This window comes from Allorhizobium sp. DMC15 (assembly GCF_056314065.1).
The window spans coordinates 1,110,792-1,133,011 of record NZ_JBQUZB010000001.1; the positions used below are offsets into that span (position 1 = coordinate 1,110,792).

Here is a 22,220-nt window from a genome sequence, read left to right on the forward strand (position 1 = left end):
TCGCGTGCGACAGTGCGGCCAGCGGAACAGGCTGGATCTTGGCTGACGCTCACTATCGTCTATTTTCCATAAAATCAATAGATATTAATTTGCGACCGTGAAAACAGGTTTTGCGCATCCCTGATGCCGCCGGCGGCAGGCTTGTTGACAGGGGCTTAGACCCATCAGTCATTCTCTTCCCTAGACACAAAAAAAGGCCCCGAGACCTAGGTCCCGGGGCCCCCACGCACCCTGAAGATCAGGAAGCGTTGGAGAGCGTGCGGCTGACGAGGGTCACCGACTTGTCGGCGTTGACCTTGTAGACTTCGCGAACGTCACGGCCGTCACCGTTGGAGAAGGTGTGGAAGAAGGTCGAACCAACAGGTGCCTTTTCCAGCTGAACATTGGCGTTGTCATAGGTGATCGAGCCCGGGATCGGCTGGACGAAAGCGAAAGCGGCCGAGCCGGCGGCGATGGAGATGAGGGCTGCAGAGATGATGGTCTTCATGGTCTTATCCTTTCAGGGTGTGGTGTGGCGGCGGCTCGATGGGGCGGGGAGAGGGGACCGAGCCTGCCGCCGGACGTCTTTGCGTCTTGGGAGGCGCTGTTATCGATTGCTCCGGATTACGAAGCGTTCGAAACGGCGCGGCTGACGAGGGTCACCGACTTGTCGGCATTGACCTTGTAGACTTCGCGGACGTCGCGGCCGTCACCGTTGGAGAAGGTGTGGAAGAAGGTCGAACCAACAGGTGCCTTTTCCAGCTGAACATTGGCGTTGTCGTAGGTGATCGAGCCCGGGATCGGCTGGACGGAAGCGAAAGCGGCCGAGCCGGCTGCAAGCGAGATCAGGGCTGCGGAGATGATGGTCTTCATGGTCTTATCCTTTCAGGGTGTGGTGTGGCGGCGGCTCGATGGGGCGGGGAGAGGGGACCGAGCCTGCCGCCGGACGTCTTTGCGTCCTGGGAGGCGCGTTGATTAGGAAGCGTTCGAAACGGCGCGGCTGACGAGGGTCACCGACTTGTCGGCATTGACCTTGTAGACTTCGCGAACGTCGCGGCCGTCACCGTTGGAGAAGGTGTGGAAGAAGGTCGAACCAACAGGTGCCTTTTCCAGCTGAACATTGGCGTTGTCATAGGTGATCGAGCCCGGGATCGGCTGGACGGAAGCGAAAGCGGCCGAGCCGGCGGCGATGGAGATGAGGGCTGCAGAGATGATGGTCTTCATGGTCTTATCCTTTCAGGGTGTGGTGTGGCGGCGGCTCGATGGGGCGGGGAGAGGGGACCGAGCCTGCCGCCGGACGTCTTTGCGTCTTGGGAGGCGCGTTGATTAGGAAGCGTTCGAAACGGCGCGGCTGACGAGGGTCACCGACTTGTCGGCGTTGACCTTGTAGACTTCGCGAACGTCACGGCCGTCACCGTTGGCAAAGGTGTGGAAGAAGGTCGAACCAACAGGTGCCTTTTCCAGCTGAACATTGGCGTTGTCGTAGGTGATCGAGCCCGGGATCGGCTGGACGGAAGCGAAAGCGGCCGAGCCGGCGGCGATGGAGATGAGGGCTGCAGAGATGATGGTCTTCATGGTGGTATTCCTTATCTTGAATTGAGCCGGACTTCAGCTTCTCAGCTCATGGTTGAATGTCAGGGTATGCGTTACCTGTGATGTGCACCGTCTGGCGCGTCAGTCGTTGGAAAGCGACCTTGCGACGAGGGAGACGGAGCGGTCTGCGTTCACCTTGTAGATCTCGTGGACTTCTGTGCCGTTGAGATAGAAGGTGTGGAAGAAGTTCGAACCGGCGGGTGCCTGTTCGAGCCTTGGCTGCGCACCGCCATAGGTGATTGAGCCTGGGAGGGGCTCGATCGCGAAAGCGGCCGAAGCGGCTGCGATGGTGGTCAGGAGTGCTGCTGCGATGGTCTTCATGGTTGTTTGCCTTGGAACTGTTCGATCGAACTGTTCGGTTCGATGAGTATGATTTGGCGCATAACGTGGGGGAATTCAATACCCCTTTGCGCACAATCGAACTGATTGGTTCGGTGAAAGTACCCGGTATCCAGTTTGGTACTTGAAATTTTGAGCGTTGAGTTTCAAAGGCTTAGGGCGTCATTTCACAGTCATTTAACTATGACATATAACCATTATTTTTTATTTCTTTCACCCTTTTGTGAGAGTGCTTGTGCCTCTTGCGAGCGGTTGCCGAGTGGGTCCGGCCCGTCTGGTCCCTCTAAAAAGATACCGCCTCTCAACTTTCAGCAGGCGACTCGTCGGCCTCTGCGCTTGTCCGTTCCATGTCCCGAAAATTGACAATCGCCAGATCATTGCGCCCCAACGCGCCGGTGGTAAGCTCGCAGCATCACTGGAGGGGAGTTCAACATGCCGCAATTGTCTGTCTGGTATTTCCGCACGGCCATCCTGTTTCTGATCGCAGGGATCTGTGTCGGCCTTTACATGTCGATCACGCACCAGTTCGAGGCGACCGGTGCCCATGCGCATATCAACCTGCTCGGTTGGGTGACCATGGCGATCTTCGGCATCTACTACGCGCTCAACCCGATCCAGGCCGCAAGCCGCGTCGCCAAGGTCCAATATATGCTCTACACCATCGGCATCCTGGTCATGGCGCCCTCGCTCTTCCTGATGCTGACGGGCAACCCGTCGCTCGAGCCGGTGGTTGCCGTGTCTTCGCTGGTCACCTTTGCCGGCGTCCTGCTCTTCGCGGTGATCCTGTTTACCCGCAGGGCGTAGACGCCGGGCCATCGGCGCTCGGGTTCCAGCGCGAAAGCGCCGCGTGCCCGGCCGGGGTCAGCTGATAGACGCCCCGGTCGAGCCGCTCGAACCAGCCATAGACATTCGAGAGCAGGATCTTTCCCGCGTCGGGAACCTGTGCCCTGATCTCCTTGACCGTCAACGGGCCCGAGGCGAGGGCGGACGCGCAGCCGAGCGCCTGCTGCCGATAGGCCGTCATCTGGGGCATGCGCGTGCTGCCGCCGACGACAGGATCGCCCTTGCGCTTCTGATGTTCGCGCATCAGCCGCGACCGCCGCTTCGGATTGGTCCTGGGCATCGGCGTGACCGAGCCGACAATCACGCTGACCGCACCATTGTCGGCGACCCCGAGCATGCCGAAGCCAAGCCGTCGGCAGAGATCGCGGTAGCGTTTGTCGCTCTCGCGGCCCTTGCCCTTCGCCGAAATGCGCGCCGCGATCCACACCTCGTCGGCAACCGCCGCCCGATCCACCGCCTGCAGGATCAGTTCGAGATTGAAGCTCATCTTCAGCTCGCAGATGACGACGACGGACGGATCCCCGTCGCTCAATCCCACGAGATCGCAACCGCCGATCTCGCCTTTCACGGTGTAACCGGCGCCTTCCAGAAAGGCTTTGACGGGAGGGTAGAGCGACGTTTCCATGGGCCCCGGCACTGAATCGGCAATCCATCGAGACCTACAGGGCTTTGCCTTGTTGCGACACTGGAAAACGATGGGGGAGGCGTCCGCAGCTTTCGGGTGGCCACGTCTGAAGAACTTGGCATCCTCTGTGCCATCACCGGAGAGAAGCCACCATGCGCACCAGCAATCCGCCACCCACGCCGCAGCAATGGCAGGCCATCGTCGACCGCGATGCCTCGCAGGATGGCGGCTTTGTCTATGGCGTTTTGTCCACCGGCATCTTCTGCCGTCCGTCCTGTCCCTCGCGCCCGGCTCGACCCCGAAGTGTTGTCTGCCTCGAAACGGCGGAAGCCGCCCATGCTGGCGGCTTCCGGGCCTGTCTGCGCTGCCGGCCCGATAGCCCGGAGAGCTGGTGATCAAGTCGACCGCATCTTCACACGAGGAAGATCGATATGATCGGAAAGGCGGTCAGAAGCACGATCCGGAAGAGGTCGGCGGTGACGAAGGGCACGATCCCCTTGTAGGTTTCGCGGATCGGCACGTCACGCGACATCGCCGAGATGATGAAGAGATTGAGCCCCACCGGCGGTGTGATCATGCCGATCTCGGCCACCATCAGCACCAGGATGCCGAACCAGATCGCAAAGTGCTCCGGGCTCATGCCGAAATCCATCGCCGTCACCATCGGAAAGAAGATCGGAATGGTCAGCACGATCATGGAGAGCGAATCCATGATGCAGCCGAAGATGATGTAGAGAAGGAGGATGATGATCAGCACCGTCATCGGGGCAAAGCCCTGCGCCGTCACCCATTCCGCGCCCACCTGCGGCAGGCGGGAGAAGGCGAGGAAGGAGTTGAAAACGGAGGCGCCGAGGATGATGAAGAAGATCATGCCGGTGGAGACGGCCGTCTCCTTGAAGCAGTCGAACAGCGACCGGCGGTCAAGCCCGCCATTGGCGAAGGCAACAAGACCCGCACCGGCAGCCCCGATGGCCGCAGCCTGGGTCGGCGTGAACCAGCCGAGATAGATGCCGCCGACGACGAGAAAGAAGATCGTCACCACCGGCCAGACCGCGATGAGGGCAGGAATGCGCGCCCCCCAGGGGATGCGGGCCGCATGGCCGGCACTTTCCGGCTTCAGTCGCACGTAGATGGCGATGACCACGAGATAGGAGACTGCCGCGATGATCCCCGGCACGAAGGCGGCGAGGAAGAGCTTGGCGATATTCTGCTCGGCCAGGATCGCATAGATGACGAGCACGACGGAGGGCGGAATGAGAATGCCGAGCGTGCCGCCGGCCGCCAGCGTCGCGGTGGCGAGGCCGCCCGCATAGCCGTTGCGCTTCAACTCCGGCAGCGCCACCTGCGCCATGGTCGCAGCGGTTGCCAAAGACGAGCCGCAGATCGAGCCGAATCCGGCACAGGCGCCGACAGCGGCCATCGCAACGCCGCCCTTTCGATGCCCCAGAAAGGCGGCGGCCGCGTTGAACAATGCCTGGCTCATCCCGCCACGCGCCGCAAACTGCCCCATCAGCAGGAAAAGCGGGATGATCGACAGCGAATAGTTCGCATTGGTGTTCCAGGCGAGCACCTTCATCTGCGCCAGGATCGGCGTCCATTTCCCAAGCACGAGATAGGTGCCGACGATGCCGGTGCCGAGCATGGCGGCGCCGATCGGCACGCGCAGGAAGATCAGAAGGATGAGGACGGGGAAGGACCAGAGGCCGATTTCGACGCTGCTCATCAATGGGCTCCAAGCGATGCGACAATGGCACGACGATCGCGAATGTCACGGATGTCGGCATAAATGATGAACAGACAGACGAAGAGATTGGCAATCAGCAGCACCGCACCGATGGCAAAGCCCCACCAGACGGGAAAGAGAAGCAGCGGTGTCGTTTCGCCATTGTCGAGTTTGTCGAGCGTCCCGACGACATGCCGCCAGGTGACGAGACCGATCAGCACGGCGATGATCACGTCGCCGATCAGCTGCGTCCAGTTCATAGCCTTCGGGCCGAAGGCGGAGATCAGCAGGTCGACGCCGACATGCCCACGTTTCAGCTGGCAATAGGGCAGGAAGGCGAAGACGGCGAGGCCGCAAAGGATTTCGACCACCTCGATCTCGCCCGGCAGCGGACGGATCGTCAGGCCACCGACAATCGATGCCGCCGTGAGAAGGCAGGCAACCACGAGGCAAAAGCCGCCAAAGCCGACCAATCCCTGGGCAAGGGTATAGGTCGCCTTTTCAAAACGGAGAAAGGCGGGAGAGGCGGGCTGGTCCATCGGTCGTCCTCGGGCAGGCGGAAAAAAAGCTCCGGGCGTTTCCGACAGACGCCCGGAGAGGAAGAACCCTGTTACTTGCTGTACTGGGCGATCAGCGCCGTGGCGTCGTTGTAGAGGCCGGTGCCGTCGAGACCCTTGGCGTCCATCTCGGCAATCCAGGCCTTGGTGACGGCCTCGCCGGCAGCCTTCCAGCGTGCCGTCTCGCTCTCGTCCAGGGTGAAGGTGGTGTTGCCGGCCTTGTCCGCAATGTCCTTGCCGCGAACATCGCCTTCATCCATGGCCTTGCCGAACAGGCGGGCGAGTTCCTTGCCGGAATTGTCGTCGATGATCTTCTTCAGATCATCAGGCAGCGCGTCGTAGCTGTCCTTGTTCATCGCGAAGACGAAGGTGCCGGTGTAGAGACCCGTGCTGCCGGAAAATGCGGTGTGGTTCGGCGCAAGCTCGGCGATCTTGATCGCCGGCGTCACTTCCCACGGAACGACCGAGCCGTCGATGACGCTCTTCGACAGGCTCTCCGGAACGGCCGTGACCGGCATGCCGACGGCAGAGGCGCCCATGGCTTCCAGCATCTGGTTGATCACCTTGGACGTACCGCGCAGCTTCAGCCCTTTCATGTCCTCGAGCTTCTGCACCGGCTTTGACGCGATGGTGTGAATAAGCCCCGGACCATGCGTATGCACGGCGAGCACGTGATAGTCGGTGAGCTCGTCCTTCAGGTGCTTCTCGTAATAGTCCTGGAAGGCGACGGAGGTCGCTTCGGCTGTCGTCACCATGAACGGAAGCTCGAACGCTTCCGACTTCGGAAAGCGGCCCGGTGTATAACCGAACAGCGTCCAGGTGAGATCGACGACGCCGTCCTTGACCTGGTCCACGAGGTCGGCCGGCTTGCCGCCGAGCTGCATGGCGGGATAGAGCTCGACCTCGATCCGGCCGCCGGAATCCGCCTTGATCTTCTCGGCCCAAGGCGTGAGCACCTTGGCCGGGATCGTCGCCTGTGGCGGCAGCATCTGGTGCAGCTTGAGCGTCACGTCAGCGGCATTGGCGGTGAAGGCCGCAGCGGAAAGGGCAATTCCGGACAGGCCGGCAAGCAGGAAATGGCGCAACATGGTCTCCTCCCAGAAACATATTGAAAAAACGACGGGAAAACGCCGCTGCCGGCATCCGCCCCACGATACCGGATGTGCCGGTCGACCGTGAGGACGGTCGGCTCCTCCAGCCGGCAATCTCTCCCTTGATGGTTATGGTTGCAGAACAGGTTGTCGCGCGCAAATAACAATCTCGGGGAAAATCATAACCAGATAAATATATGTGGCGCATCCCATCCACCCGTGTTGATCGCGCAGGTCATGGCTATGCCTCCGGTTCCTCGCTCTTGGCGAACCACCCTTGCCGCATTATAGCTCGCCGCCAGGTCGTCATGAGGACGGGCCGTGACTGCCAAGCGTGATAAGGATGGATCAGATGACGAGCGCCCCTTCCGGTCGACACTTCGTAAGCCGGTCTTCTCTCGCCGTCCTGTGCCTCGTCTCCGTACAGTTGCTGAGCGCATGCGCTGGCCGCCCCGGACCTGAGACACTGTCCTCTGTGGCACTGACCGATTTCAAGCCCGAGAGGGTTGAGACGCTCTATACCGTCACCACCCGTGACCGCACCGAGCCGGGCAAGAACGTCTTTGGTGTCGAGAAGACACGGCAGCCGAATTACGCCCGCTTCGACGTTTCGATCCCGCCCAATCACAAACCGGCCAACATCGAATGGCCAAAACGCAAGACCGTCGACCCCCGCACGGATTTTGCGGTCGTCTCGCAATCGGTCCTCGACCGCGCCGATCTGCTGAACGCCGTCCGTGGGCCGAAGGCCGCAGCGCCCGTCGTCTTCGTTCATGGCTACAACTACAATTTCCAGGAGGCTCTCTATCGTCTCGCCCAGCTGAAGACGGACAGCAATGTCGACGGCCTGCCGATCGTCTTCTCCTGGCCCTCCTATGCCGCCTTGCCGGCCTATGTCGCAGACAAGGAATCGGCGACCTACTCGCGTGACGCCCTGGCCAATCTGCTGGCCGACCTGGTCACCGCGCGCAAGGGTGAAGTGGATGTCTTTGCCCATTCCATGGGGGGCTGGTTGACGGTCGAAGCGCTGCGGCAGCTGAAACTCGAAGGTCGAACCGACGTGCTGGACCGGCTGCGCGTCATCATGGCCGCCCCGGATATCGATGCCGATGTTTTTGCCGCACAGCTCGACGTGATCGGCCGCGTGCGTATCCCGATCGTCATCCTCGTTGCCGCCGACGACCGTGCACTCCAGGTCTCCAGCCTGCTCGGTGCTGGCACCCAGCGTGTCGGCGCGCTCGATGTCCGCGATCCCGATGTGGCGGCGGCGGCAAAAAAAGCGGGCGTGACAATCGTGGATATATCGTCACTGGAATCGGTCGACGCGACCAACCACAACCGCTTCTTCGACGTGAAGCAGCTGGCCAGCGCTTTGAGCAAACCGGCTGCGAACGCAACGCTCGGTGATGCCGGCGCCTTCGTCTTCGATGCAGCGGCAAGGACCGTGTCCAGCCCGTTCTCCTTGGCCGCGACCGTGTTGCGCCGACGGTGACATCTGTCTGTGCACGGGATTGGTTTCCGATCAATCCCGAGCAAAATGCGGGGAATGCCGTCCTGCCCGCTGCTCCGTCGCATTGACCGGGCACGAATTCTCATGTTCTGCGCAATTTATCCGTCGGTTTACCGACTCGTTTACCCGTTGGTGGCACAAGCTTCAATCCATGCGTGAAAGCTAATAAGCGATCGTCTCCATCCAGTCCTGGTCCCTTGAATGACTTCTTCCATGTCCGACGTTGAATTGGCGGCTGCTCCAGCGGCACGTTCGCGCACCAAACCGCTGACCGCCATTGGCCTGTCTCTCTTGTGCCGCCTCGCGTTGCGCGCACCGCGTGCCGGTCTTTGGCTCGTGGCGGGTGCAGGCCTCGCGCTGATCTCACCGCTCGTGTTCGATGAGGGTTTACTCAATTTCGGCTGGCATCTGGTGTTGGCGCGCCATGGCATTGGTGCAACGGAGGGAACGCTGGGTCTGTCGCTGCTCTTTGGCGTCATCGCCTCGCGGGGCTTCATCCGACGGCCCGACCGCGGACCGAAAGTGGGGAACGCCAGGGACATCGACCGTGCGATTGCCATTCTCCCGCGTCAGCCGGAAGCAGCAGCGGGCCTGGTTCGATTAGGCGACAAGCAGGTATTGGTTTCCGATTGCGGCGAGGCTTTTCTGATGTATGCCCGCCAGGGACGCTCGCTGATCGCGCTGTTCGACCCCGTCGGGCCAAAGCAGCTCTGGGCGCCACTTGTCGCCGCCTTCGTCGCTGAGGCGAGGCGCCGCCGTTGCCGTCCGGTCTTTTACCAGGTTTCAGCCGATTTTCTGCCGATCGCCGTCGAGATGCATCTCCAGGCTTTGAAGCTGGGTGAACAGGCGGTGGTGGATCTCTCCCGCTTCTCGCTTGCCGGCGGTACATGGCTGAAATTGCGACGCTCGATCAACCGTGCCGAACGCGATGGCCTCACTTTCGAATGGTTCGCGCCTGGGAGCCTGGACCTTGCCATGGACGAATTGCGGGCCGTATCCGACAATTGGCTGTCGGCCCATCAGGCAGCGGAAAAGGGGTTTTCACTCGGCATCTTCGATCCCGACTACCTCGCCGCCAGCCCGATTGCCGTTATTCGCCTGCAGGGGCGCATCGTTGCCTTTGCGAGCGTCATGATCGAGGCCTCTGGCGACAACGCCTTCATCGACCTCATGCGCCATGTGCCGGGCGTGCATCGCGGCATGATGGACCTGCTCTTCGTGAGGATCATGGAAACCTTGAAGGATCAAGGATTCCGCTCCCTCAACCTTGGCATGGCACCCCTTGCCGGTCTTTCTGTCCATGATCGCGCCCCGGCCTGGAACCACCTTGCCCGGCAGGTTTTCGAGCATGGCGAGCGCTTCTACAATTTCCGCGGCGTGCGCACCTTCAAGGAGAAGTTCGACCCCGAATGGCGCCCGCGCTACATCGCTGTTGCCGGGCAGGGCTTTCCTTTGGCCTCGGTCATTGATGTGACGCTGCTGATCGGCGGCGGTGCAAAGGGCCTGTGGCGAAGATGAGCGCCGTGGCATTCTGTGCGACTGCGCACCACCTTTGGCCTTGCCGCCGGAAATTCCGCGCCGGACATAGGACCTCGCACACAGTAGCGACCTTCCTGCGTTTTGCCACTGTCATGCTCCTTGCGCTTGCCGCCATTGAAGTGCGGACCGGCCTTGCGACGGATGACGTTGTCAGCCTCCCGCAGCACAACATCCTGATGCCGGACGACGACCGGTTCATCGGTGTGGTTTTCGTGATCTCCGATGCCGATGGCTGGGATGTCATGGAACAGACGGCACTCGATGCGGCAGCGCTCGGCGGTGCAATTGGGATCGGCGTCGACCTGCGCACGTGGCGGGCGGCCCTGTCGCGAGAGACGGAGCGCGAATGTCTCTTCCTGCCCGCCGACATCGAGCGTCTGGCACGAGAACTCCACCGTCGTCACGATGCCGCCTTCTATCGACCTCCGCGGATCGTCGGCTTCGGTGAAGGCGCAACGCTGGCACTGGCGATCGCCGCCCAAACGCCCAACGCAAGCTTTGCCGAGACAATTGGCGAGACGTTGGCAATCGATCCCAAGGAAGCGGTGGCTCTGCCGAAGCGGCTCTGCACTTCCGCGACCTATCGTGAGACTGCGGGTGGCTACGCTTACGACCTCGGCGATGGCGCCTTGCCCAATCCGGTGCGCATCGTGCTGTCCGCGTCTGCTGATCCCTCCGGCAGTGTCCATGCCCGAAGCCTCAAGGCTGCGAATGCCGAGATCCTCCTGAGGTCTGACGCAGCAGGTCCGGCAAGTGTGCTGGCTTTGGAAGTCGCCGCCCTTGTCGACCGGCTGACACCGGATGACGCGGCCCTCGACCTGCCGCTTGTCGAAGACATCGTCACACCGAAACATGACACCGCCGCGATCTTCTATTCCGGCGATGGCGGCTGGCGCGAGATCGATCAGCGGATGTCAGCCCGCCTCAACGAAGAGGGTGTGCCGGTCATCGGTGTCGACGCGTTGCGCTATTTCTGGAGCGAGAAGACGCCGGAAGAGACTGCCGCCGACCTCTCCAAAATCATCGCCCATTACCGCAAGCGCCTGGGCGTCTCAAAGGTCGTGCTGATCGGCTATTCCTTCGGCGCCAATATCCTGCCGAAGGTCTATGGCCTGCTGCCCGATCAGGAGCGCAAGTCCGTGACACTCCTCTCGCTGCTCGCCTTGTCGCACCAGGCGGATTTTGAAATCGCCGTCTCCGGCTGGCTCGGTGCTGCCGGATCGGGCGAGCACGGCGACCCCGTCTATCACCTCGCTGCGGTCGAGCCCACTAGGATCCAGTGCGTCTACGGACTGGAGGAAAAGGACACTGCCTGCCCGGCGCTTTCGCCGCGCGTCAAGGACGGTATCGACCTTATCGCCCGCCCCGGCGGCCATCACTTCGATGAGAATTACGAGCTGATCGCCGACCATATCGTGGCTCGCATCGTCGCCCCCTGACCTCCACGCCTTATCACATCGGCCTTTTCGCGTTATGATGGCTTGAGATCAGGGAGTTCAGCCATGAACGAGACCGTCAAGCCATCCGTCCTCGACGACGCGGAGTTCCACGCCGCCGCCGAAAGCGTGCTGCGCGAAGGCGAAACCGTCGCCGACCTCATCGATCGCTCGGCACGGGCGGAGGTGGAGTATCGGCGGGAACAGGCGGAGTTCATTGCGGGGGGGCTGGCAGGCCTGGAAGAGGCCCAACGGACAGGCATCTGGTATGACGCTGACGAAGTGCATGCCGAACTCCGTGCAAAGCTCGAAAAGAAAAAGGCACAGCTGAACCAATGAGCCGCAAGGTCCGCTACAATGCCAAGGCTCGGGCGGACCTCAACAGGCTTTACGACTTCCTGCTCGACCGAGACGTGAAAGCCGCAGAGCGCGCGTTGAATGCGATTGTCAGCGGTGTCGCGGGTCTGGTCGATTTTCCCAACACGGGCCGGAAGATTGAGCACGATGGCCAGCAGCTAAGAGAACTACCGATAGCATTCGGACGCGCCGGTTATGTCGCGCTATATCAGCTCGCGGAAAACGGTGACGTTCAAATCCTCGCCATCCGCCACCAGCGCGAAGACGACTACCGATAAACCCTTACCGGTCGCTCGTCTCCCAGCGCGGGTTGACCCAAGGCTCCTGATTGCTGCGGGGCAGGGGCTGCTTTCCGAGAATATGATCCGCCGCCTTCTCGCCCGTCATGATCGACGGGCCGTTGAGGTTGCCATAGGTCACATGCGGGAAGATCGAAGAATCCGCCACGCGCAGTCCCTCGACGCCGATCACCTTCGTAGTCGGGTCCACAACGGCCATCGGATCGTCCGTGCGACCCATCTTGCAGGTTCCGCAGGGATGGTATGCACCTTCCAGATGCTCCCGCAGATAGGCATCGATTTCCTCGTCCGACTGCACATTCGGCCCCGGCGCAATCTCCGCCTCGCGATAGGGATCGAAGGCCTTCTGGGCGAAAATCTCGCGGGTGACGCGCACCGCATGGCGGAACTTCACCCAGTCTTCCGGATCGCTCATATAGTTGAAGCGCAGCACCGGCGCGTCCTTCACATCGGGCGAGCGCAGCGTCACCGAGCCGCGCGACTTCGACATGTTGTAGCCGACATGCGCCTGGAAACCGTGGCCGCCGACGGCCGACTTGCCGTCATAGGAAATCGCGATCGGCAGGAAGTGATACTGGATGTCGGGCCATTTGACGCCCGCCGCCGAGCGGATGAAGGCTGCCGCCTCGAACTGGTTGGAGGTGCCCAAGCCCTTCTTGAAGAACAGCCATTGCGCGCCGACGATCCCCATCCAGAACCAGTTGTTCTTGGAATGCAGCGTGATCGGCAGCTTCGACTTGAACTGGTGGTAGTATTCTAGGTGATCCTGCAGGTTCTGCCCGACGCCCGGACGATCCGCCACGACGGGAATGCCCATCTCCTTGAGATGCGCGGCGGGGCCGATGCCTGACAACATCAGGATTTTTGGCGAGTTGAAGGCCGATGCCGCAACGATCACCTCGCGGTTCGCCCTCACCACTTCGATCTTCCCGCCGATCTCGACCTCGACGCCAACGGCGCGGGTGCCTTCCATCACGACCTTGCGGGCATAGCAGCGGATCAGCGAGACATTCGGCCGTTTCAGCGCGGGCTTGAGGTAAGCGTTCGCCGTCGACCAGCGCCGCCCCTGCCAGCTCGTCTGCTCCATCAGGCCGAATCCCTCCTGCTGCCGGCCGTTATAGTCCTCCGTGACCGGGAAGCCCGCTTGCCGTCCGGCCTCGATGAAGGCACGGTAAAGCGGGTTCTTGACCTCGCCGCGACGTACATGCAGCGGTCCGTCGGTGCCGCGCCAGCCCTCTTCGCCGCCATGCGAAGTCTCCTGCCGCTTGAAATAGGGCAGCACATCCGCATAGGCCCAGCCGGTCGCACCGAGCTCCTCCCAGCGGTTGAAGTCCTCTGCATGCCCGCGCACATAGACCATGCCGTTGATCGACGAGGACCCGCCCATCACCTTGCCGCGCGGCGCAATCATCCGGCGATTGTTGAGATGCGGCTCCGGCTCGGTCATATAGCCCCAGTTGTAGCGGTCCATGTTCATCGGATAGGCCAGCGCCGCCGGCATCTGCACGAAGGGCCCGATGTCCGACCCGCCGAATTCCAGCACGATGACGGTGTTCTTGCCGTCTTCCGAAAGCCGGTAAGCCATGGCCGCGCCCGCGGAGCCGGAACCGATGATGACGAAATCTGCGCTTTTCATGCCTATCCCCAAAACAATCTAGCCCTAGTGCACCTGTTCAGCTCTCGCCATGGTCCCCTGAGGAGGAGAGCTGACCGCGCGACGGCGGCGTCTCAAACACCCTCCCCTTGAGGGGGAGGGTCGGCACGCAGTGCCGGGGTGGGGTGATCCCTAGAAATGGATAACCTCATAACCGTCACCCCCACCCGCGCGTGCCACGCGACCTCCCCCCTCAAGAGGGAGGTGAAAACTCAATACGGCGCCTCGCACTTGCCCATGCCGACATATACTGTCTTCAGCTCGGAATAATGCTCCAGCGCCGCTGCCGAATTTTCGCGGCCAAAGCCGGACTGCTTGGACCCGCCGAACGGAATTTCGACCGGGCAGAGATTGTAGGTGTTGATCCAGAGCGTGCCGGCTTCCAACTGATCGACCACGCGGTGGGCGCGGGAGAAATCGGCGGTGAACACACCGGCCGAGAGACCGAATTCCGTGGCGTTCGCGCGCTCGATCACCTCCGCCTCGTTGTCGAAGTCCAGCACGCACATGACCGGCCCGAAGATCTCTTCGCGGGCGATGGTCATGTCATCGGTGACATCGGCAAACACCGTCGGCTGGATGAAGTAGCCTTCACCCGAAACCGTGTTGGGAATGCCGCCGCCGGTGATGAGCCTTGCACCCTCGGCCTTGCCCTTCTCGATATAGCCAAGTACTTTTTCGCGCTGCGCATAGGAGACCATCGGCCCCATCTGCGTCGCCTCGTCCTGCGGATCGCCGATCAGGATCGCTTCGGTGCGGGCCTTGAGGCGGGCAAGGAAGGTTTCCTTGATCGCCGTGTGCACGAAGACGCGGGTGCCGTTCGAGCAGACCTGGCCAGTCGAATAGAAATTGCCGAGCATGGCGCCCGAAATCGCGCTGTCGATATCGGCATCGTCGAAAACGACGATCGGCGACTTGCCGCCGAGTTCCATGGTCACATGCTTCAGTTGGCTAGCAGCCGCCCCCGCCACCTTGCGCCCCGTGGGCACGGAGCCGGTCAGCGACACCTTGGCGACATCGGGATGCGACACGAGCAGCGGGCCGGTCTCGCGATCCCCCTGGATGACATTGTAGACGCCCTTCGGTGCGCCGGCCTCGATCAGGATCTCGGCGATCTTCAAGACGCCGAGTGGCGTCACTTCTGACGGCTTGAACACGATCGCATTGCCGGCGGCAAGCGCCGGTGCACCCTTCCAGCAGGCGATCTGCTGCGGATAGTTCCAGGCGCCGATGCCGACGACGACGCCGAGCGGAACGCGCTTGGTATAGGCCCAGTCGCCGCCGAGTGGGATCTGGCTGCCGTTCATCGCAGTCGCGATGATGCCGCCGAAGAATTCGAAACTGTCGGCGCCCGATGTCGGGTCGGCAACGATCGTTTCCTGGATCGGCTTGCCGGTATCGAGCGTCTCCAGCTCCGACAACTCGCGGTTCTTCGCCCGCATGATCTCGGCCGCCTTCTTCAAAACGCGACCGCGCGCTGCCGGGCTCCACGACGCCCATTCCTTCTGCGCCCGCTTGGCAGTGGCAATCGCCTTTTCGATGATCTGAGGTGTGGCCGCATGCAGCCTGGCGATCACCTCGCCGGTTGCTGGATAGATGCTCTCGATGACGGTACCGTCGGTATCTTCGACATATTCCCCGTCGATGAAGTGGGAGGCTTGCGGTTGGGCTTTCATGTCCTGTCTCCAGACGGGTGGTTTCTCTCCACCTCCCCCTTGAGGGGGGAGGTCGCCGCAAAGCGGCGGGTGGGGGTGATCTTCTGATGTCGATTCGTTCGGTCGTCGGCGCTCATGGCTCACCCCACCCCGGACCTGCGGTCCGACCCTCCCCCTCAAGGGGAGGGTGGGCGGCGAGCTGCCCCGCCACATAATCCTCGACCAATGCGACAGAGGCATCAATCGACAGCGGTGCGGCTTTGAGAGATTGCCGGATATAGAGCCCGTCGATCATCGCCGCTGCGCCATCGGCAATCCGCCGCGCGTCGGCTGCACCGCACAGCGGCTTCAGCCCGGACATCAGGTTCGAATGCAGCCGCCGCGCATAAAGCGCGAGCAGCCGGCGCACCTCTTCCGAACGCTGTGCTTCAGAGTAGAAGGCAAGCCAGGCGGCAACCACCTGAGGATCGAACTGGTCCGCCTGGAAGGAAACGCGGATGACCGCCGAAATCCGCGCTCGCGGCGTTTGTGCCGCCGCCAGAGCCGCCCCCGCATCGGCGCGCAATTGGCGCAGCAGCGAACGGATCGTCTCGATCAGCAGCTGATCTTTCGAGCCGAAATAGTGATGCGCGAGTGCTGCCGACACACCCGCCTCGCGGGCGATCTCCGACATGGTGACAGTCAGCGAGCCGTGATGGCCGATCGTCTTCAACGCGGCATCGACAAGCGCCTTACGGCGCACTGGCTCCATTCCCACTTTCGGCATGTCTTTTCCCCTGTCTTGCCGGATGATAATTTTGATTGACTGATCAATCAATAAAAAATCCTTCGTTTTTGCGGGTTTTTCAAACGGGGATTTCTGGCATCCTGCTTCGTTCAACGGGGATGGTGAGATGAGCAGACAGCCGGGCGGGCAGGGCCCCCAGCAGATTAGGACCCCGGAAACCGGGATGGACAGGCTGTGGCGTCGCGGCATGATCGCTCTGGCGCTGATCCCGATTGCGCTTCTTGCGCTGGATGTAGGCTCTCGCTTCCTCGGCGGTGAGGGCAGCGGCGACGGCAAGGTCGTCGATATCTACCTGAAATATCTGGGTGCCGCCTTCGTCGCTTTGCTCCTCTCGCGCGTCGGTCCTTTGCTCAAGGGCAAGTTCTACGGCGTCGAAGTCGAATTCGCTGAGACCAAGGTCGTTGCCGATGCGATGATGAAGGCGACGGCCGATGTCGCGGCACTCCGGGAGGAGCTGGAGCGCGTCAAGGAAACACTGAACCGCATCGCCCCGCCGGAGACCCAGTCCAAGAAGAGCCTGCGCATCGCCCCGCTTCCGATGCCGGAGCTGAAGCCGGTCACGCAGCGCGACGATCCCAACAAGGGCCGCTTTGGCGGACGGGACGAGAAGGACGGGTTCAAGCTGGCCGCCGAATTTGTAGGCTCCGAGGAGGCGAGGCTCGTCAACGTCAAACTCGCCGTCTATGGGATCGACCGCCCCCTCACACAGAAGGTTCGCTTCTTCCTCCACCCGACATTCCCCAGTCCGGAGTTAACGGTAAACCCGGTCGACGGTGTCGCCGCTCTGGATACCCTGGCCTATGGCGGCTTCACCGTCGGCGCCTGGGTGGAAGGCACAAAAACCCTGCTGGAGCTGGATTTGTCGCGCCTCGAGGGCGCGCCCCGCATCATCCGCGAGCTCTAGCGCGGCGGCTTGGCGGCACTGCAAGTTTCATCGAACTGTCACATCCGGGAAAGGCTTTTTTGACGATTGCTTGCCACGATCTTGCCATAAAAAACAAAGGTATATTGGAGAAGATCATGGCATTGGGGGCGGTCGAGGAAGGCGCTGTTGTGCGCCGGTTCGCCAATGATCAGCTGCTGACGCTAGCCAAGCTCGTCGTCGAAAACGCCCTGCAGCCGATCGTCGAAGTCGGAACTGGTGCCGTCTTCGGCTATGAGAGCCTGCTGCGCGGGCACGATCGGTTGGGCTTTCAAAGTCCGCTGGACCTGCTCGACAAGGCGGCCGAAACTGGCCACCTCCTGCCGCTGGAACAGATGGTTGCAAGCCGCGCGCTGGCCAAGTTCGCCACCTTGCCCGATCGCGCCGGTTCGACACTCTTCCTCAATCTCGATGTCCGCCTGATCCCCGACGGCAATGCGCTTGTCGATACGCTGCTCGACCAATTGCGCAAGGCGCAGATCCCGCCGTCTTCCGTCTGCTTCGAACTCTCCGAGCGCTTCGACAACACCCGCGTGCCGGAATTCTCCGCTCTCGTAGACCGTCTGCGTCGCTCCGGCTTCAAGCTCGCCATCGATGATTTCGGTGTGGGGCACGGCGAGATGAAGCTGCTCTGCGATTTTCCCGTCGACTACGTCAAGATCGACCGCCATTTCATCGAAGGCCTCGACAGCAATCCGCGCAAGCGTCACTTGGTCAAAAACATCGTCAACTTCTGCCACGTGCTGGGCGTACGCGTCATCGCTGAGGGCATCGAGACCGAAGGCGAATTCATCGCCTGCCGGGAGTTCGGCGTCGATCTCGTCCAGGGCTGGTTCATCGCCCGCCCGACGACACTCACCACAGAGCTGAAAGCCGCTTTTCCGCATCTCCAGGATGTCGGAAAGGTCCGTCGCTCCAGCCAGTCACTCGACGAGATCCTCATCCGCCGCCAGATCGAAACTCTGCCGACGGTGTTCGAGCATGAGAACATCGACAATGTCTTCGATCTCTTCCGCCGCAATCCCGGCCAATCCTTCTTTCCCGTCCTGAACGCCAATGGCGAGCCGCGTGGCATCATCAACGAGCGCCATCTGAAGGAATATATCTACCAGCCCTTCGGCCGCGATTTGCTGAAGAACAAGGTTTACGAGCGCTCGATCTCCCATTTTGTTGATCGCGCCCCAATTGTCGGCCTGGATGCCGATGCCGAGCGGCTGATGGCGATTTTTGCCAATATGGAAGGATCTGACTGCGTCATCCTGACGGAGAACATGCGCTATGCCGGTGTCGTCTCCGCCGCCTCGCTGATCCGCATCATCAACGAAAAGCAGTTGAAGACCGCCCAGGACCAGAACCCGCTGACGGGACTTCCGGGCAACCGCGCCATCGGCGATTTCATGCAGGACGCAGCCCGTGACGGCGACACGCCGAGGTTCTTCTGTTACTGCGATTTCGACCACTTCAAGCCGTTCAACGATCACTATGGCTTTCACCACGGCGACCATGCCATCTCGCTTTTTGCCGCGCTCCTGCGCCGCTACTTCTTCTCGGAAGGCGATTTCCTCGGCCATGTCGGCGGCGATGACTTTTTCATCGGCGTAACCGACTGGACGCGCGCCGAACTCAACGAGATCCTCGATCGCCTGCTCTCGGATTTCCACGACGACGTTGTCGACCTCTATTCCGAAGCCGACCGCCAGGCCGGCCGCATCAAGGGCCTCGATCGCCAGGGCTTAGTGCGCGATTTCCCATTGATGCGCTGCTCGATCGGCGTCATCGAACTCCCCCCGGGCCTTGTCATCGACGACGTGAATCGCATCAGCGCGGCGATTGCCGAGCTGAAGAAGCAGGCGAAGGAAAGTGCGGAAGGCTTGGTGATCGGGGTCTTCGGGGAAGGCTGATCGGAGAGGGGCGACGCGGGCATGTCGAGCCTGCTGGCGTCAGAATGGCGATTGAAAAGGGGTTTGCTTTCGCGTTAAAGATGCGCAAGATTGAGTGGTCTCAACACGGAACAATTTTGCCATGACCAAGCGATTTGCCACTCTCTCGGCGCTCATCCTGCTTGCCGGTTGCCAGACGGAGCTGTCCCAGTCCGTTGCCGATTCTCAGGTGCCGCCCTCGGCGAGCGTAAAAAGCGAACTCGTCCGCGTTATCAGGGAGAGCGTTGGCACGATTGGGAACTTCGTCGATCCGCAGATTTCCAGCGTTGTCCTGCTCGATCCGAAAGCCAAGACCTACGCGTTTTGCGTTCGTGCCTGGCATACCGAGCGTAAGCGGCATCCGGACGTGGTCGGTTTCTCCTTCGGCAACAACCGACTTCTCGGTGCGAAGGTCAACGATCCCCGCTGCCGCGATCCCCGCCTGCGCTATTACCCCTATCCCGAGCTGAAGGCCGTCAGGGGGCTAAGCTGAGCGGCGCACCTTCGTCCGGAATGGGCAAGCCGCTGGCGATCACCGTCGCCATCGAACCACCCGACCAGCCCGCCATTGCGACTTTGCTTCAGATATCTGACGCCGTCGCGGCCCGCCTCTATCCCGGTGCCTTCCGCCAGCCCCTGAACCCCGCCACCCTGTCCCGACCCGGCATCACCCTCTTCGTCGCCCGCGATGATACCGGCCGGGCTCTCGGCTGTGCGGCCCTTCTCGATCTGGGCGATGGCACCGCCGAACTCAAGCGCATGATTGTCGACCCTGATCATGCCGGGCAGGGCGTCGGCCGCCATCTCGTCTCCACCATTCTCCAATCCGCCTGGGAGCGGAACCTCCGCGCCGTGCTTCTCGAAGTCGGCGTCCGCAATGTCGAGGCACGCTGCCTTTACGAGCGCGCGGGCTTCCGCAATCGCAGCCCCTTCGGCCGCTACGAACAGACCCCGATCGCCACCTTCATGGAATGCACCATCGCGCCGCAGCCGGACTGACCCCGATCGCCACCATTTGTCGCGGGCGGCAAAGGGCCTCCTTTTCATCGCAATTGAGAGGCTCTATGCCGGACCCATCCAGCCTCTGCCATCTCTCCCAGGAGTGCCGATCATGTCCCAGCCCGCGACCCCCTCTCTGCCGTCCACCATGCGTTACGTCGATCTGCCCACTCATGGCGGCCCCGAGGTGATGCGGCTCGCGACCGGCCCCCTGCCGCAGCCGCGGTCCGGTGAAATCCTGGTCCGGGTCGAAGCGGCGGGCGTCAACCGGCCGGATGTCGCCCAGCGCCAGGGCACCTATCCGCCACCGAAGGATGCGAGCCCGATTCTCGGGCTCGAAATCGCAGGCGAAGTCGTCGCGCTCGGCGAGGGTGTGACCGATGTCCGGATCGGCGACCATGTCTGCGCGCTGGCGAACGGCGGCGGCTATGCCGAGTATTGCACGGTCCCCGCCACCCAGGCGCTGAGCGTCCCCAAGGGCTATGACGCCGTGAAGGCGGCGGCCCTGCCGGAAACCTTCTTCACCGTCTGGGCCAATCTCTTCCAGATGGCGGGCCTCACCGAAGGCGAGACCGTGCTCATCCATGGCGGCTCCTCGGGCATCGGCACCACCGCCATCCAGCTGGCCAAGGCTTTCGGCGCCACGGTCTACACCACCGCAGGCTCGGCGGAAAAATGCGCCGCCTGCATGGATCTCGGCGCGGCAAGGGCCATCAACTACAAGGCCGAGGATTTCGTCGAGATCGTCAAGGAAGAGACCGCCGGCAAGGGCGTCGACGTCGTGCTCGACATGATCGGGGCTTCCTATTTCGACCGCAACCTGCAGGTCCTCGCCAAGGACGGCTGCCTCTCCATCATCGCCTTCCTTGGCGGGTCGACGGTCGACAAAGCCAATCTTGCCCCGATCATGGTCAAGCGTCTCACCGTCACCGGCTCCACCATGCGTCCACGCACGGCGGAGGAAAAGCGCGCCATCCGGGATGAACTGCTGGCGGAAGTCTGGCCGCTGGTCGAAGGCGGCGAGGTGGCCCCGGTCATCCACGCGGTCCTGCCCTTCGAAGAGGTCGTTGAGGCGCACCGGCTTATGGAAAGCTCGGCCCATATCGGCAAGATCGTCTTGAAACTGGGGTAAGGCGCGCGGCGCTGCAGACCGCCGGTCGCTTGACCCGCGCAGTCATGCCGCGACGGAGAACTTCCCCAGCTCCGCCGTCGCCGGCATCTCGCGGTCGATCCCGCCGCCGTTTCGCTTGGCGCGGTAGGACGCCTTGTCCGCCGTGACCATCATCTGGTCCAGATCCATAGATCCGCTAAGGGCCATCGTATAACCCAGGCTGATGCCGATGCGGATCTCCGTATCGGCAAGCGGGTAGGGCACGCCGAGAAGAGCCACGATCCGGCGCGCCAGAGCGTCGGCATGGGCGGGGTCGCGCACATCGGGTTGAAGGACGACGAACTCGTCCCCGCCGATCCGCACCGCGATATCGGGATGCTCCAGAGTGTCCCGCAGCCGCTCTGCAATCCCTCTCAGCAAGGCATCGCCCACCGCGTGCCCGAAGCGATCATTGATGTCCTTGAAACCGTCGAGGTCGAAGCAGTGCACGCAGGTGAGCACATCGTCGGCCCTGCCGAGGGCCAGATAGGCCTCGCTCAGTGCCGTGCGGTTCAAGAGCCCTGTCAGCGGATCGCGCCGGGCCTGGTGCTCCATGTCGAGAAACAGGCGGATTTGCCTGACGGTCGTCCGATAGACATGCAGCATGCTCTGCATGGCAGCGACCAAAAAGATCACCGCCAGCAGACCCATGATCCAGTGGGCCGTATCGCCGAATACGATGATCGCCGCGGAGGTGGGCAAAGCGGCAAGCAGGATCGCGGTCGCCGCGATCATCGGCCTTACGGAAATCCTCACCGTCACCCCGGCGCAGTATCCGAAGGTCAGCACGGCGGCCAGCATGTGGACCGCGAGGTCCGGGTAGGAAAAGGCTATGGTGGCGATCATCCCCACGCAGGCCGCAATGACAAAGATGAAAAACCCCTGCAGCTTTTCCCAGTAGGCCGCATCCGCAACCGTCGAGCGTTTCCTGGCATCCGCGCGTCGATGAGCCAGGGAAACCGCGATCTTACCAAGCGAGGCTATGGCCCCACCGATGGTGGCGATCAACAGGGGCGTATTGCCAAGACTCTGGTGGGCGAACAGCCCAACAGCAAGGATCGTGATCCCCATGATCGTCGTCGGGGTCAGCGTCGAGTGCAGCTCCGACACGAGCGTCTTGAACACCTCGTCCGTCTCTCTGTAGCGCACGCCAAAACCCTCACGCGGATGAGTGGGGGCCATCGAGGCCCCGGAACTGAGCGGAGAGTAGGCGAGGGAGCTTAAGATTCGGTCAGGCCGGACG

Annotated in this window: 25 protein-coding genes; 12 read left to right on the top strand and 13 right to left on the bottom strand. The window is 62.0% G+C overall.

The window, feature by feature from the left end:
- Window positions 1-238: 238 nt before the first annotated feature.
- The 5 genes from ACT53S_RS05385 to ACT53S_RS05405 form a co-directional block, all read right to left on the bottom strand.
- Window positions 239-487 carry a hypothetical protein gene (locus ACT53S_RS05385; RefSeq protein ID WP_476066195.1) on the bottom strand — a complete coding sequence of 83 codons (249 nt, stop codon included), beginning with the start codon at window positions 485-487 and terminating at the stop codon, window positions 239-241.
- Between the two features lie 116 nt (window positions 488-603).
- Window positions 604-852: a hypothetical protein gene (locus ACT53S_RS05390; RefSeq protein WP_476066196.1), complete on the bottom strand. Its 249-nt coding sequence runs from the start codon at window positions 850-852 to the stop codon at window positions 604-606.
- Window positions 853-954: 102 nt separating this feature from the next.
- Entirely contained in the window at window positions 955-1,203 is a 249-nt protein-coding gene (locus ACT53S_RS05395) for a hypothetical protein (protein WP_142068321.1), read from the bottom strand.
- 102 nt (window positions 1,204-1,305) lie between these two features.
- Entirely contained in the window at window positions 1,306-1,554 is a 249-nt protein-coding gene (locus tag ACT53S_RS05400) for a hypothetical protein (RefSeq protein WP_476066197.1), read from the bottom strand.
- Window positions 1,555-1,653: 99 nt separating this feature from the next.
- A complete protein-coding gene (locus ACT53S_RS05405; protein WP_113376690.1) occupies window positions 1,654-1,893 on the bottom strand; it encodes a hypothetical protein in 240 nt (79 codons plus the stop codon).
- Window positions 1,894-2,343: 450 nt separating this feature from the next.
- Between ACT53S_RS05405 and ACT53S_RS05410 the strand changes: the two genes are divergently transcribed.
- Entirely contained in the window at window positions 2,344-2,715 is a 372-nt protein-coding gene (locus ACT53S_RS05410; RefSeq protein ID WP_113379340.1) for a heme-copper oxidase family protein, read from the top strand.
- On the opposite strand, the gene ACT53S_RS05415 is transcribed toward ACT53S_RS05410, so the two are convergent.
- The gene (locus ACT53S_RS05415; RefSeq protein WP_476066198.1) at window positions 2,699-3,379 is read right to left on the bottom strand and encodes a DUF2161 domain-containing phosphodiesterase; all 681 of its coding nucleotides are present in this window, start codon (window positions 3,377-3,379) and stop codon (window positions 2,699-2,701) included. The two genes, ACT53S_RS05410 and ACT53S_RS05415, sit on opposite strands and share 17 nt — an antisense overlap.
- 152 nt (window positions 3,380-3,531) lie before the next feature.
- On the opposite strand from ACT53S_RS05415, the gene ACT53S_RS05420 reads away from it, so the two are divergent.
- Window positions 3,532-3,774 (top strand): Ada metal-binding domain-containing protein, encoded by a 243-nt coding sequence (locus tag ACT53S_RS05420; protein WP_113456195.1) that lies wholly within the window; start codon window positions 3,532-3,534, stop codon window positions 3,772-3,774.
- Between the two features lie 17 nt (window positions 3,775-3,791).
- Here ACT53S_RS05420 and ACT53S_RS05425 read toward each other — a convergent pair whose 3' ends face one another.
- The 3 genes from ACT53S_RS05425 to ACT53S_RS05435 all read right to left on the bottom strand — a co-directional run bounded on the left by ACT53S_RS05425 (window position 3,792) and on the right by ACT53S_RS05435 (window position 6,747).
- Entirely contained in the window at window positions 3,792-5,102 is a 1,311-nt protein-coding gene (locus ACT53S_RS05425) for a TRAP transporter large permease (RefSeq protein ID WP_476066199.1), read from the bottom strand.
- Window positions 5,102-5,641 (bottom strand): TRAP transporter small permease, encoded by a 540-nt coding sequence (locus tag ACT53S_RS05430; protein ID WP_113456197.1) that lies wholly within the window; start codon window positions 5,639-5,641, stop codon window positions 5,102-5,104. Before ACT53S_RS05430 ends, ACT53S_RS05425 begins: the two co-directional genes overlap by 1 nt.
- A gap of 71 nt (window positions 5,642-5,712) precedes the next feature.
- The gene (locus ACT53S_RS05435) at window positions 5,713-6,747 is read right to left on the bottom strand and encodes a TRAP transporter substrate-binding protein (protein WP_142070195.1); all 1,035 of its coding nucleotides are present in this window, start codon (window positions 6,745-6,747) and stop codon (window positions 5,713-5,715) included.
- A 355-nt stretch (window positions 6,748-7,102) separates the two neighbouring features.
- Here ACT53S_RS05435 and ACT53S_RS05440 point away from each other — a divergent pair, with 355 nt between their 5' ends.
- From ACT53S_RS05440 to ACT53S_RS05460, 5 genes are all read left to right on the top strand, one after another.
- Window positions 7,103-8,242 carry an alpha/beta hydrolase gene (locus tag ACT53S_RS05440; protein WP_476066200.1) on the top strand — a complete coding sequence of 380 codons (1,140 nt, stop codon included), beginning with the start codon at window positions 7,103-7,105 and terminating at the stop codon, window positions 8,240-8,242.
- A 231-nt stretch (window positions 8,243-8,473) separates the two neighbouring features.
- Complete coding sequence (locus tag ACT53S_RS05445) at window positions 8,474-9,778, top strand: phosphatidylglycerol lysyltransferase domain-containing protein (protein WP_476066201.1); 1,305 nt, start codon at window positions 8,474-8,476, stop codon at window positions 9,776-9,778.
- Between the two features lie 113 nt (window positions 9,779-9,891).
- Complete coding sequence (locus ACT53S_RS05450; protein WP_476066202.1) at window positions 9,892-11,238, top strand: virulence factor family protein; 1,347 nt, start codon at window positions 9,892-9,894, stop codon at window positions 11,236-11,238.
- A 63-nt stretch (window positions 11,239-11,301) separates the two neighbouring features.
- Complete coding sequence (locus ACT53S_RS05455) at window positions 11,302-11,574, top strand: prevent-host-death protein (protein ID WP_142070189.1); 273 nt, start codon at window positions 11,302-11,304, stop codon at window positions 11,572-11,574.
- The gene (locus ACT53S_RS05460) at window positions 11,571-11,870 is read left to right on the top strand and encodes a type II toxin-antitoxin system RelE/ParE family toxin (RefSeq protein WP_142070187.1); all 300 of its coding nucleotides are present in this window, start codon (window positions 11,571-11,573) and stop codon (window positions 11,868-11,870) included. The genes ACT53S_RS05455 and ACT53S_RS05460 overlap by 4 nt, the downstream gene beginning before the upstream one ends.
- 4 nt (window positions 11,871-11,874) lie before the next feature.
- On the opposite strand, the gene betA is transcribed toward ACT53S_RS05460, so the two are convergent.
- From betA to betI, 3 genes are all read right to left on the bottom strand, one after another.
- Entirely contained in the window at window positions 11,875-13,527 is a 1,653-nt protein-coding gene (gene betA / locus ACT53S_RS05465) for a choline dehydrogenase (protein WP_476066203.1), read from the bottom strand.
- A 230-nt stretch (window positions 13,528-13,757) separates the two neighbouring features.
- Complete coding sequence (betB, locus tag ACT53S_RS05470) at window positions 13,758-15,221, bottom strand: betaine-aldehyde dehydrogenase (RefSeq protein WP_476066204.1); 1,464 nt, start codon at window positions 15,219-15,221, stop codon at window positions 13,758-13,760.
- Between the two features lie 112 nt (window positions 15,222-15,333).
- Complete coding sequence (gene betI, locus ACT53S_RS05475; protein WP_476066205.1) at window positions 15,334-15,966, bottom strand: transcriptional regulator BetI; 633 nt, start codon at window positions 15,964-15,966, stop codon at window positions 15,334-15,336.
- 127 nt (window positions 15,967-16,093) lie between these two features.
- Here betI and ACT53S_RS05480 point away from each other — a divergent pair, with 127 nt between their 5' ends.
- The 5 genes from ACT53S_RS05480 to ACT53S_RS05500 all read left to right on the top strand — a co-directional run bounded on the left by ACT53S_RS05480 (window position 16,094) and on the right by ACT53S_RS05500 (window position 20,959).
- Window positions 16,094-16,891 (top strand): pYEATS domain-containing protein, encoded by a 798-nt coding sequence (locus ACT53S_RS05480; RefSeq protein ID WP_142070181.1) that lies wholly within the window; start codon window positions 16,094-16,096, stop codon window positions 16,889-16,891.
- Window positions 16,892-17,007: 116 nt separating this feature from the next.
- Window positions 17,008-18,810 (top strand): bifunctional diguanylate cyclase/phosphodiesterase, encoded by a 1,803-nt coding sequence (locus tag ACT53S_RS05485; RefSeq protein WP_476066206.1) that lies wholly within the window; start codon window positions 17,008-17,010, stop codon window positions 18,808-18,810.
- Window positions 18,811-18,931: 121 nt separating this feature from the next.
- Window positions 18,932-19,321: a hypothetical protein gene (locus ACT53S_RS05490; RefSeq protein ID WP_113379327.1), complete on the top strand. Its 390-nt coding sequence runs from the start codon at window positions 18,932-18,934 to the stop codon at window positions 19,319-19,321.
- Window positions 19,322-19,341: 20 nt separating this feature from the next.
- Window positions 19,342-19,827, top strand: a complete 486-nt coding sequence (locus ACT53S_RS05495; protein ID WP_476066207.1) for a GNAT family N-acetyltransferase — start codon at window positions 19,342-19,344, stop codon at window positions 19,825-19,827.
- 112 nt (window positions 19,828-19,939) lie between these two features.
- Window positions 19,940-20,959 (top strand): NAD(P)H-quinone oxidoreductase, encoded by a 1,020-nt coding sequence (locus tag ACT53S_RS05500; RefSeq protein ID WP_476066208.1) that lies wholly within the window; start codon window positions 19,940-19,942, stop codon window positions 20,957-20,959.
- Window positions 20,960-21,001: 42 nt separating this feature from the next.
- On the opposite strand, the gene ACT53S_RS05505 is transcribed toward ACT53S_RS05500, so the two are convergent.
- The gene (locus ACT53S_RS05505; protein ID WP_476066209.1) at window positions 21,002-22,159 is read right to left on the bottom strand and encodes a diguanylate cyclase domain-containing protein; all 1,158 of its coding nucleotides are present in this window, start codon (window positions 22,157-22,159) and stop codon (window positions 21,002-21,004) included.
- Window positions 22,160-22,220 lie beyond the last annotated feature (61 nt).